At 38.0% G+C, this 12,384-nt stretch carries 10 protein-coding genes; 7 read left to right on the top strand and 3 right to left on the bottom strand.

All coding sequences use genetic code 11. The features are described 5' to 3' along the window. Positions 1 to 51: 51 nt before the first annotated feature. The 4 genes from ACOZIR_RS13130 (at position 52) to lrgB (ending at position 3,856) form a co-directional block, all read left to right on the top strand. Positions 52 to 1,803 (top strand): LytS/YhcK type 5TM receptor domain-containing protein, encoded by a 1,752-nt coding sequence (locus ACOZIR_RS13130; protein ID WP_411305429.1) that lies wholly within the window; start codon positions 52 to 54, stop codon positions 1,801 to 1,803. Position 1,804: 1 nt separating this feature from the next. Then, the gene (locus tag ACOZIR_RS13135) at positions 1,805 to 2,545 is read left to right on the top strand and encodes a LytR/AlgR family response regulator transcription factor (protein WP_045291857.1); all 741 of its coding nucleotides are present in this window, start codon (positions 1,805 to 1,807) and stop codon (positions 2,543 to 2,545) included. Between the two features lie 162 nt (positions 2,546 to 2,707). Further along, positions 2,708 to 3,142: an antiholin-like murein hydrolase modulator LrgA gene (gene lrgA / locus ACOZIR_RS13140; protein WP_045291856.1), complete on the top strand. Its 435-nt coding sequence runs from the start codon at positions 2,708 to 2,710 to the stop codon at positions 3,140 to 3,142. Between the two features lie 33 nt (positions 3,143 to 3,175). Next, a complete protein-coding gene (lrgB, locus tag ACOZIR_RS13145) occupies positions 3,176 to 3,856 on the top strand; it encodes an antiholin-like protein LrgB (protein WP_028412309.1) in 681 nt (226 codons plus the stop codon). A gap of 51 nt (positions 3,857 to 3,907) precedes the next feature. Here lrgB and ACOZIR_RS13150 read toward each other — a convergent pair whose 3' ends face one another. After that, on the bottom strand, positions 3,908 to 4,342 hold the full coding sequence (locus ACOZIR_RS13150; protein ID WP_045291855.1) for a hypothetical protein: 435 nt from the start codon (positions 4,340 to 4,342) through the stop codon (positions 3,908 to 3,910). Between the two features lie 337 nt (positions 4,343 to 4,679). Between ACOZIR_RS13150 and nirB the strand changes: the two genes are divergently transcribed. Then, positions 4,680 to 7,025 carry a nitrite reductase large subunit NirB gene (gene nirB, locus ACOZIR_RS13155; protein WP_421535631.1) on the top strand — a complete coding sequence of 782 codons (2,346 nt, stop codon included), beginning with the start codon at positions 4,680 to 4,682 and terminating at the stop codon, positions 7,023 to 7,025. 19 nt (positions 7,026 to 7,044) lie between these two features. Beyond that, entirely contained in the window at positions 7,045 to 9,195 is a 2,151-nt protein-coding gene (nasC, locus tag ACOZIR_RS13160; RefSeq protein WP_328120422.1) for an assimilatory nitrate reductase catalytic subunit NasC, read from the top strand. Between the two features lie 48 nt (positions 9,196 to 9,243). Here the strand turns inward: nasC and ACOZIR_RS13165 are convergent, their stop codons facing one another. Next, positions 9,244 to 10,425, bottom strand: coding sequence for an MFS transporter (locus ACOZIR_RS13165; protein WP_045291850.1), 1,182 nt, complete (start codon positions 10,423 to 10,425; stop codon positions 9,244 to 9,246). A 369-nt stretch (positions 10,426 to 10,794) separates the two neighbouring features. On the opposite strand from ACOZIR_RS13165, the gene speE reads away from it, so the two are divergent. Further along, entirely contained in the window at positions 10,795 to 11,682 is an 888-nt protein-coding gene (gene speE, locus ACOZIR_RS13170; RefSeq protein WP_045291849.1) for a polyamine aminopropyltransferase, read from the top strand. A 3-nt stretch (positions 11,683 to 11,685) separates the two neighbouring features. On the opposite strand, the gene ACOZIR_RS13175 is transcribed toward speE, so the two are convergent. Further along, positions 11,686 to 12,360 carry a hypothetical protein gene (locus ACOZIR_RS13175; RefSeq protein WP_045291847.1) on the bottom strand — a complete coding sequence of 225 codons (675 nt, stop codon included), beginning with the start codon at positions 12,358 to 12,360 and terminating at the stop codon, positions 11,686 to 11,688. Positions 12,361 to 12,384 lie beyond the last annotated feature (24 nt).

Below are 12,384 nucleotides of genomic sequence, written 5' to 3' on the forward strand. Positions count from 1 at the left end.
CCATCAATGTAACAATATAAAATAGAAACAGACAGCAAAGGGTGGCTAGAAATGATTCATTTATTAATTATGATGGTAGAACGAGTTGGAGTTATTGTCATTATAGGTTTTTTGCTGGCACATACAAAAGTTTTTCGGCAATTCCTCCGCAAACAGCAAGGTTATAAAGGAAAAGCTGTACTTATTTTTATTTTTTCTCTTTTTAGCATTATTAGCAACTACACGGGAATTGAAATTCAAGGAACGATTATTCGAAATGAAGATTTATTATTAAAAGTAGATCCATCAAGCTCGATTGCAAATACGCGAATTATGGGTGTGGAAATGGGCGGTCTGCTTGGCGGTCCTTTTGTTGGTTTAGGAGTAGGACTGCTTGCGGGCGTTCATCGCTTTATGTTAGGAGGGAGTACGGCGTTTAGCTGCGCTGTTTCATCCGTTTTGGCAGGAGTGTTAACTGGATATATCGGCTATGCATACCGAAAAAAACATCGAACGATTACACCGCGCTTTGCAGCACTTGTAGGCATAGCGATGGAAACGCTTCAGATGCTGATTATTTTATTATTTGCCAAACCATTTGATTCGGCATGGACGCTAGTGAGCATTATTGCTATTCCAATGATTATTGTAAATGGCACGGGAAGCTATATTTTCTTATCTATCGTTCAGTCCATTTTACGGCAAGAGGAACAAATGAGAGCGCTTCAGACACACAAAGTATTATTAATCGCGGATCAAACTCTTCCACATTTTCGGCAGGGCCTCACTAGTGAGTCGTGTGAAAATGTTGCAAATATTATTCATCGCTTCACAGGTACGGATGCTGTTTCACTAACTGATACGCACAAAATCTTAGCTCATGTAGGAGAAGGAATTGATCACCACGTGCCTTCCCACAGTTTAATTACCGGGCTGTCTCACGAAGTGCTGAAGACAGGGAAAATTATGAAAGCAAAATCGAGGGAACAAATTGACTGTCAGCATAAAGACTGCCCGCTTCATGCCGCAATTGTGATGCCGCTTACTTCTCACGGTACCACAATTGGGACACTAAAAATGTATTTTAAAGATGCGAGCGGGTTAAGCCGAGTGGAGGAAGAGCTGGCAGAAGGATTGGCCAAACTTTTTTCAACTCAGCTAGAGCTCGGCGAAGCAGAGCTTCGAAGTAAATTGCTAAAAGATGCGGAGATTAAAGCTTTACAGGCACAGGTGAATCCTCACTTTTTATTTAATGCCATTAATACGATATCGGCGCTGTGCAGACAGGATGTGGAAAAAGCCAGAAAGCTGCTTTTGCAGCTAAGCGTTTATTTTCGTTCCAATTTGCAAGGTGCAAGGCAGCTTTTGATTCCATTATCAAAAGAGCTTGATCATGTTCACGCGTACTTATCGCTTGAACAAGCCAGGTTCCCTAATAAATACGAAATTGACATGTATATTGAAGAAGGGCTAGATGATGTCTTGCTTCCGCCGTTTATTCTTCAAGTACTTGTGGAAAATGCCATTCGGCACGCGTTTCCGCGCAAACAAAAGCACTGTCGCGTAGAAGTTTATATTGAGACAAAAGATAAATATGTATATGTAAAGGTAAAAGACAATGGACAAGGTATAGACACAAAACGATTGGAAGTGCTTGGCGATCAGCCCGTTTTTTCAGAAAAAGGAACGGGGACGGCTCTTTACAATATTAAACAACGTTTACATGGATTGTTTGGAAAAGAAACAACGCTGGAGTTTGACGTAACAGAAGGAACAGCGGTTTCGTTTGTTATACCAATTGAATTAAAAAGTGAGGGTATGTAATATGCTGCGAGTACTAATAGTAGACGATGAAATGTTAGCGCGAGATGAATTAAAATATTTATTGCATCGAACGAAAGAAGTAGACTTCATTGAAGAAGCTGAGAGTATCGAAGAGGCGTTGGATAAAATGATGGATGAAAAGCCGGATTTATTATTCTTAGATATACAACTGTCAGATGACAGCGGTTTTGATATTGCTAAAAGGCTTAAAAAAATGAAAAATCCGCCAGCTATTATATTTGCAACTGCGTACGATCAGTACGCTTTACAAGCCTTTGAAGTAGATGCAATTGACTATATTTTGAAGCCTTTCGATGAAGAAAGAGTGGTGCAGGCCATTCATAAGTATAAAAAAATGCGTATCCATCATCATCCTGTCAAAGAAGAAGAAGCGATAGGAGAGTCTTCTTCACAAACTGGAAAGTTAGCAATTTCTGTAGATGATTCGATTGTGTTAGTGAATATAGAGGATATTTTATTTGCAGGATTGATAGAAGGAGAAGTCACCGTTCAGACAATAGCAGAATCCTATCATACTGCAGATACGCTGGCTGTGCTGGAAAAAAAGCTTCCTTCTCAGTCGTTTATTCGTGTGCACCGGGGGTATATCGTTAACGTACATCATATTTCTGAAGTACAGCCATGGTTTAATTCTACGTATAATTTAGTGATGAAAAACGATGAGCGAGTTCCTGTCAGCCGTACATATGCTAAAGAATTGAAGAAACGTTTAGGAATTTAAGTAAGAAACAGCTTGCGTATGCATTTTGGCAAGCTGTTTTTTGTATTTCAAGGCTCGATTTTTGTAAGTGAGCACAAATATTTGACTCTTTAATTTGAAAACGCTTTCTTATCGATTTTCATTTTATATAATGAAGTCAACAAACAGAGAGAGGTGAAAGAAATGAGTGCTAAAAAAGTGTATGGCTTTTTAACACAAGCATTTATTTTTTCCGTAATTATGTTGATTTCAGATTTTATTGCAGAGCATTTGCCTTTTCCGATGCCAGCTTCAGTCATTGGACTTGTGCTGTTATTTCTTGCACTCTGCTTGAAGATTATTAAACTAGAGCAAGTTGAATCACTGGGAACGGCTTTAACTTCTTTGATCGGATTTTTATTTGTACCAGCAGGTATTTCTGTTATGAACTCATTAGGTGTTATGCAGCAGTACGGCATTCAAATTTGTTTAGTTATCATCGTGGCAACGATTATTTTGTTAGGCGTTACGGGCTTATTTTCACAGCTTATACTTAGCATGACAAAAAATAATAAGGTACAAGAAGAAATAAAAGATGTAGATATGAGTGAAAAAACGAAAAAACAAGGCATTGCTTAATATCAATTACAAAGAGACAAGGTGGTTGGAAAGATGAATCCGTATTTTGGAATCGTGGTTTCTTTAGCTGCGTACGGTATTGGAACGTATTTATTTAAAAAGTCAAAAGGGTTTTTCTTATTTACCCCTTTATTCGTGGCAATGGTACTCGGGATTGCTTTTTTGAAACTTGGTCACTTTTCTTATGAGGAATATAGTAGCGGCGGAAAAATTATCAGCTTCTTTTTAGAACCGGCAACAATTGCTTTTGCCATCCCTTTATATAAGCAAGCCGATAAATTAAAAAAGTACTGGTGGCAAATTCTTTCTTCTATTGCGGTAGGATCAGTTTGTTCGGTAGCGATTATTTTTGCGATTGCTAAAGGCATTCATATGGATGAAGTCGTAATGAAATCAATGCTTCCACAAGCAGCTACAACAGCGATTGCACTGCCATTGTCTCAAGATATTGGAGGGATTCCTGCTATTACTTCTTTTGCCGTCATTTTTAATGCAGTCATCGTATATGCACTAGGTGCTTTATTTTTGAAAGTATTCAAAGTGAAAAATCCAATTTCAAAAGGATTAGCGCTTGGCACTTCCGGGCATGCGCTAGGGGTAGCCGTAGGGATTGAAATGGGAGAAGTAGAGGCAGCCATGGCAAGTATTGCCGTCGTTATTGTAGGTGTCGTCACAGTTGCCGTTATTCCACTTTTTGTTCAGTTAGTCATGTAACAAAAGCCTGAAGAAGTCAGAGGTTTTCTGACATCTTCAGGCTTTTGTTTGTTAATACACCACTCCAAAATGTCGTGATGCGCAGTTTTGACAGGTTGTATGGTCAAAAAGACTCTCAGGAATGATAAATTCAAAACAAAATTGACATTGTTTGAATTGACTTTGTCTATAAAACATTGTCTCTAAGAAAATAGCTGTAATATGTTCGGTTATGTGCTTGAGGGAACGTTGTTCTAAAGTGGACCATGGAATAGACTGATGCTCTATGTAAATCGGAGAAGAAGTATAGGGTGTATCCCATTGAATTGTTTGATATCCAAACGTAAGGCCATGACGAGTTGCTGATGTAAATATGATCAGGTTTTGATGGAATTCTGGTAGAGGTAATTCTAGTTTTTGATCTTTAAGCGATCTAGTTTTGGAATGAAGGTTATACAATTTAATTTGAAAATGAATCCACTGAGTGGCGTGAACGGTTATTGACATATTTTAAACCTCCAATTCGGAATCTTTCTTTTATCATAATTGATTTCAAAATAAATAAATAGTAGGCAAAAAGAAGATAACAAAATTTTATATAGATTGCTTATAAAGCCTAGAGAAAGGTAATGCAAGCACAGCATCCTTTTTTCTACCCCTTTTTAAAGCATATTAATCTTCTATATAAAAGCCTGCTTTCAGCGAAAGGTATCGGCGTATTCATACGCTTTAAACAGATTTTAATGTTAGAAGTTATAACAAGGTTCATTTCTTTTAGAGAAGTTTATGAAATAATAAAAAATGTATATTTTACGGTCTGAATCTATGTGTTGGAGGTTTTTATATGACGAAACAAAAGCTGATATTAATCGGAAACGGAATGGCGGGAATGCGCTGTATTGAAGAAATTCTTATTCATTCTCCAGATTGTTTTGATATTACTGTTTTTGGAAGTGAGCCTCGCGTTAACTATAATCGAATTTTATTATCAACCGTTTTACAAGGCAGTACAAAGCTTGAAGATATCAATATTCATTCTTTGGCATGGTATAAGGAAAATCATATCACGTTATTTAAAGGAGAAAGTGTTACGCACATAGACACCGAGAGAAAAATAATAAAAACAGATAAAAACAGAGAGACGATGTACGACAAGCTTATTATTGCTACCGGTTCGAGCCCGTATATGCTCCCCGTTAAAGGGGTTGAAAAAGAAGGTGTCCTCGGTTTTCGTACCATCGAAGACTGTCAGAAAATGATTGAAATTTCTAAACAGTATAAAAAATCAGCGGTTATTGGAGGGGGTCTGTTAGGGCTGGAAGCTGCTAGAGGGCTATTAAATTTAGGAATGGATGTTCAAGTTATTCATCATTCGGGTTTTTTAATGGAGCGACAGTTAGACAGAGCAGCATCTGCTATGTTAAGAGAAGAATTGGAAAAGCAAGGCATGAGTTTTCTATTAAACAAACATACGGATGAGATTATAGGGGAAAACCGAGTAGAAGGCGTCCGATTTAATGATAACAGCAAAATTGCAGCTGATTTAGTTGTAATGGCTACAGGAGTGAGGCCTAATGTTAATCTAGCTAAAAAAAGCGGAATAGAAACAAATAGAGCAATTATCGTAAATGATTATTTAGAAACGAGCATCCCGGATATCTATGCAGTAGGTGAATGCGCTGAACATCGAGAAATGACATACGGCCTTGTTGCTCCTCTTTACGAACAAGGAAAAGTCTTAGCGCGACACCTTTGCCAAATAAAAAACGAAGGTTATGGCGGGTCCGTTCTTTCCACTCAGTTAAAAATATCAGGAATAGACGTTTACTCGGTCGGAGAGTTTAAGGAAAATCAAGGTGCAAAAGCTATTACGATTTCGAATATGTTAGATGGTATATACAAAAAAGTAGTTTTTCGCGAAGGAAAAATAGTGGGAGCTGTTCTTTTTGGGGATACCAGTGAGGCTATAAAGCTATCACAAATGATTAGTGAAAAAAAGGATTTGTCGCAAGCGGAAAAAGTACAATTATTTCCTTCTCAACATGAAAAAGAACATGCAGCAGCTTCTATGCCACTTACAGATATCGTATGTAACTGTAACGGTGTAACCAAGGGAGCTATTATTGAAGCAGTACAGAAAAATGATTTAACGACAGTAGATGAAATAAAAAATTGCACGAAAGCTTCTGGTTCATGCGGAGGATGCAAACCCCTTGTAACAGACCTTTTAACGTATATTCAAAGCGATGAATTTGATGAAATCATTGAACAAAGAACCTTTTGTACATGTACACATTTATCAGAAGATGAGCTGGTAAAAGAAATGCAGCAATATCAATTTGAAACGGTTCAGCAAGTAAGAGAAATGTTAAAGTTTAAAGACATGAAAGGCTGCTCGTTATGTGAAGGCGGTCTTCATTACTATTTAGATATGATGAATCCTCATTATGAAAACAATCGACATTCTTTATTTACTACGGAGAATGAACAGGCCGTTTTGCTTCACGACGGGACTTATGCAGTGGTACCGCAAATTCACGGTGGTCTGACAAATGTACAGGAATTAAGGAACATAGCAAATGTGGCTGAAAGGTACAACATCTCGAATATTCGTTTAACAAGTGATCAGCGCATTCAACTTATTGGAGTGAAAAAAGAATATCTTCCGTTGATAAGTGAGGAAATAGATAGAGGACTTCAGCAGCTATATGAACGTACAGTTAAAAATGTATCTGTTTATATCGGAAAAGGAACGTGTATTTGTCAGTATGAACCTGCTCTTGCTTTATCAAATGAATTAGACAAACAGCTTGAATACGTAAAGACCCCATGCGATATCAAAATCAGTATTGCTTCTTGTTTTCACATTACAGAGGATGTAACAACAAGTGATATAGGATTAAGAAGAATAGACAGAGGTTGGGAAATATATGCTGGCGGAAGCAGCACAGAAGCCAGAAGCGGGGAGCTGTTTTATGTGGCCGAAACGAACGAAGAAGCGATAGAAATCAGCTGTTCTTTGATTCAATATTACCGTGAAACGGGCAACTATTTAGAAGCTGTCGGCAGCTGGATCGAGCGAGTAGGAATTGTTCATGTCAGAGAAGTTTTGTTTGAGGCAGACAATCGAGAGTATTTAATGAAGCAGCTCAGCTCAGAACGCTCTCGTGCAATCACATATTTATTATAGGAAAGAAGGGTGACCTACGATGACTGAGATGCTGTTGAAATATTTTCGTGAGCAGCAAAAGCAAGTTGAAACCGAGCGTATCTATGATACGCAGTGTCCTTACTGCAGCATGCAGTGCAAAATGCAGTTAGTTGAACAAACACATGTAAAAAGAAAAACGTATAAAACAATTGGAAGAGACAATCCTACTTCTCAAGGAAGATTATGTATCAAAGGAATGAATGCGCATCAGCATCCTTTGCATAAAGAGCGGATTCAATATCCTTTATTAAAAGTAAACGGAGAGTTTGTAAAGATTTCTTGGAGGGAAGCTCTTGACTATATTAAAGAGCACGTTACAGAGATTCAAGAGAAGAATGGAGCAGATGCGCTAGGTGTGTATGGAAGTGCCTCTATTACAAATGAAGAAGCTTATTTATTAGGGAAATTTGCTCGAGTTGCGTTAAAAACAAAGTATATTGATTATAATGGACGTTTATGTATGTCAGCTGCTGCTTCTGCTGCTAGTAAAACATTTGGCATGGACCGAGGATTTACGAATAGCTTACAAGAGATTCCATTTACTGAATGTATTATGTTAGCTGGAACAAATATTGCGGAATGTCAGCCAACGATTATGCCTTATTTTGAAAAAGCAAAAGAAAACGGAGCTTTTATTATTGCTATTGATCCAAGAGAGACAGGTACAACTAAAATAGCTGATTTACACCTGAAGCTTAAACCGGGGAGCGACGCGGCATTAGCCAATGGAATCTTGAAGGTCATTATCGAAGAAAATTATCTAGATGAACGATTTTTACAAAAACGTGTTAATGGATTTGAAGAGGTAATGCAATATGTGGCGTCGCTAGAATTTAGTGTTATTGAAGAAATAACGGGAGTGCCGCTTGAGGAAATGTATCAAGCTGCCCGTATGTTTGGTCAAAGAGAAACAGGAATGATTTTTACTGCTAGAGGGGTAGAGCAGCAAACAGACGGGAGTGCTGCTGTGCAGAACTTTTTGAATATTCTACTTTCTGTTGGGAAAATCGGTAAACCCCGCTGCGGATATGGAGCCATTACTGGTCAAGGAAATGGGCAAGGAGCCCGAGAACACGGTCAAAAAGCGGATCAGCTTCCAGGCTACCGTTCAATCGAAAATCACGAGCATCGGATGTATATAGCAGATGTGTGGAACATACAGGAGAAAGACCTTCCAAGAAAAGGTGTTTCCGCATATGAAATGATTGAAAAAATTCATGAAGGTGAAATTAAAGGGCTGTTTCTGATGTGTTCAAATCCAACAGTTTCAAATCCAAACGCTAATTTTGTTAAGAAGGCTTTTGAAAAGCTTGAATTTCTAGTGGTAGCAGATATGTTTGAATCAGAAACAGCAAAATTAGCAAACTTGATCTTACCAGCATCCTCTTATTTGGAAGATGAAGGAACGATGACAAATGTAGAGGGAAGAGTTACACTGCGCGAAGCTAGCTTTCCGTGCCGCGGCGAAATCAAACACGACTGGGAAATACTATGTGAAATTGCTAAAGTTTTAGGGAAAGAGGAACATTTTTCGTTTTCATCAGCTGAAGAAATATTTAATGAACTGCGAATAGCAAGTAAAGGAGGGATCGCGGATTACTCCGGTATTACGTACGAACGATTACGAGAGGAAAAAGGAATTTTATGGCCATGCAGAAGCTTAACAGATAAAGGAACCGAGCGCCTGTTTGAAACGCGTTTTGCTCATAGTGATGGAAAAGCGATGATGGTCCCTGTCTCGAATCAAGCTATTGTTCCTAAAGCGAAAATAACGAAAAAATATCCTCTCTATTTAACAACAGGGAGAGTAATGTCACACTATTTAACGGGTGTGCAAACGCGAAAAAGTGCGTCTTTATCTGCTAGAAATTTCGAATCTTTTATGGAAATCCATCCTTTAACAGCGAAAAAATATGAAATTTCGAATCAAGAATTAGTACAAATTGAATCTTCATATGGAAGGATTGTAGTGAGAAGCAAATTTTCAGAGGGAATTCGGCCAGATACCGTATTTGTTCCTTTTCACTGGGCGGATTCTCAAAATGTTAATAATCTTGTCTCTGAGAAATTAGATCCCGCCTGTAAGATGCCAGGCTTTAAAGTAAGTGCTGTGAATATTAGCCCTTCTGTAAAAAGAAGCAGCTATTAAAAATGCTGATGCAAAAAGCCTCTTGAAAAAGAGGCTTTTTACATGGAATCAGGCAAGGTGCTTTTGGTTAATACGTACATCTTGTTTTTTGAATCCAGAATAATTCAGTAAGAGACAGAATAGGGCAAAAAGCGCTAGTAAGGAAAAGCCAACCACGTAATCTCCGCTTGTATCTTTTATAAAGCCTAGCACAATGGGAGGGAAAAAACCGCCTACTCCTCCGAATGCTCCTACGATGCCGGTAACAGCTCCAATATTTCCTGTTGAAACAGATGGAACCATTTTAAAAACAGCTCCATTTCCGATACCAAGAGTAATGGCTGCAAGTAAACAACCTACGCTAAATAGGGAGAAGGCCGTGATGGTAAAGGCAATAAATACCCCTATTAGTAGCATTCCGCTAAAGACGAAGGTGAGTACTTTTTTTGCTCCGAATACATCTGATAAATATCCTCCAAGAGGCCGTACAAACGTCGCTAGTACAACAAAAACAGCTGTTTTCAGCCCGCTGTCTACAGTTGAAGCATTAAATTGATCATGCAAAATGGTAGGGAGATAGATGCTGAACGTGACAAATCCACCAAATGTTAAAAAATAGAAAACGGATAAAAACCACGTTTCTTTAAATTTTAATACCGATAAAGATTCCTGCAGCGTTTTGGGGGAAGCAGCAGAAGGGTGGTCTGAAGTTCCTACCCATAATAAAAGAGCCATTAAGGCTACCGCAATTGCTAAACTCCAAAATACCCAAGGCAAGCCAAAAGAAGAAAAGATAAGTGGAATACTAAAGCTTGCTACCGCTGATCCTAAGTTGCCCATGCCGGCAATTCCTAAAATAAAACCTTGCTTTTGAGGTGAATACCATTTAGAGACATATGTAATGGAAATAGCAAATGTTGTTCCAGCCATGCCGATAAAAAATGCCCAAAAGAGCAGCATGGAGTAAGAATGGGTAAAGCCTGCACAAATGGTAGGGAGTAAAAGAGCAAGCATTGTCAACGAATACACTTTTCTTCCGCCAAAGCGATCTGTTAAAATCCCCATCGGAATCCGCATGAGGGAACCTAATAAGACGGGAGTGGCAATTAAGATACTTTTTTCAGCATTGGTTAATGAATACATCACTTGAATATCTGCGGCGATAGGTGCGAAGACAGACCATACTGAAAAAGCAATAATCATAGATAAAGTAGAGATAAGAAGTACAGATAAGGGCCGTTTAGAAAACATTGCTTAAAAACCTCCTTTTTTATATACAGCGTAAAGCTGTTGCAATATGGTAATTATGATACTACGCTTTCTTTCTTATGTATCATTCTGTGTTAGGTTTTCTTCCGTACTTTTGCTGAAGAACGGACGCAGATAAGAGTGGAGAGATAACTTAGAGTTGTACTCCATCTAAGTGCTGATGAAGAAACAATTAAAAAGCTTTGAAAGAACAGCAAGTAGAAATATTGTGGGAAGAATGGAAGAAAAATTGAAATTAGAAGAGATTAATAGAGTAAGCACCTATAAATTTGTGCTATCGAATTATATCGAAATGAAAAATAATTCATATTTTATATAGAACACAAATTTTTGAAATAGAAGGTGGAAAAAGTGACAGAAAAGCATCCTCTTTCAGGTTATAAAAAGGATGATAATGGAGTTCTCTGGATCTGGAGTTACGTTGGACAGGCTAGAGTGAAAATGGGGTATAAAGTAAAAAGTCTGCTTCACTATGAGCAATCTTCCTATCAGCAAATCAGTATTGTGGATACAAAATGGTATGGGAAGATGCTGGTGCTAGATGGTACTCCACAAATTTCAACAGGAGAAGGGTTTATTTATAATGAAATGATTAGCCATGTGCCAATTATAACGCATTCAAATCCCCAAAAAGTTGCGATGATTGGCGGAGGAGACTGTGGTCCTGCACGGGAGGCAATGAAGTATGACGGAATTCAACAAATTGATGTAGTTGAAATTGACCCAAAAGTTACAGAAATCTGCCGCACATGGCTAACTCCGGCTTCTTGTTATGATGGTGAAACCAGGCTCAATATGATACATCGCGATGGAATAGATTGGATTCAAGAGCAGAAGGGAGTTTATGATGTTCTCATAATTGATCGACCTGACCCTGTTGGGCCGGGAAAAAAACTATTTCAACCTGATTTTTATCAATATGTCTACAACAGCCTTAAAGATGATGGCGTGGTTGTTTTTCAATCAGGGTCTCCTTACTACAATACTTCTACGTTACAAGGCACCGTTAAAAATTTAAAGGAGCTATTTCCCATTGTCCGCACATATCTAGTGACTATACCCCTTTTCCCTTGCGGCATTTGGAGTTTTACGATTGCTTCTAAAAAAATGGATCCTCTTCAGGCCGATTTGGCGAAGTTACAGCATACACATACTCAATATGTTGATCCTGAAATTTTCCGTGCATCATTTGTTTTACCTAAATATATAAAAGAAATAGTAGACGGAAAGGATTCCTAAAAACTAAGTAGCGACGAATGTTTGTTGAAAGTCATCAATAATCTCGGAAAATATATTTGTTATAGCAGTTCTGTGTTTGCTACGCAGAGTCCGGGATAATTCAATTTGAAACGTATTAAAATTATGACTGTAACCTAGATAACCGCTATTGTCACCTTGTCTGTGAAAGGCAATTGATTCGTTTCCCACAAATTTATTATCAAATATTACATGGATTTTCGGGAACGAATCTTCAGATTTTTTAGTTAGCTTCTGTTGAAACCAATCTTTAACTTCCTTTGAGCAAGATTGTCCATATAAAGTCCCGACTTCAATTGCATAAGGTCCGTAATGTGTATCCTTCATTCCATGAAAAGATAAATGCAAATAGGGTGTTAAAAGGCAATTATTACTATCTATTATCTTTAAAAATTTAACAATTTCTTGGATTGTACTTCTATACTCTTGTATCCCCTCATAGTTCGCTTTATTTAGGTTTCTATTTAAATCTGCTACGGTTCTGGAAACCGTACTGACGATTCCTGCACATCCTGTTTTCTTGACTAAATTCTCTACGACTTTGTCCGTAAATAAATCAGCAGCGGGTGGTTCGGCATGAAGTGCATCCACATGACAGCTTATAAAACCAGTTCCTTTGTTGTATTTTAAGTAGTTTCCATGAATGAATTTTAATGTCATTGACTATTTCCCCTTTTATATCGT

Origin of the sequence: Priestia sp. D3YE.R1, from assembly GCF_049199565.1 — a bacterium.
Taxonomy (GTDB): Bacteria; Bacillota; Bacilli; order Bacillales; family Bacillaceae_H; genus Priestia; species Priestia aryabhattai.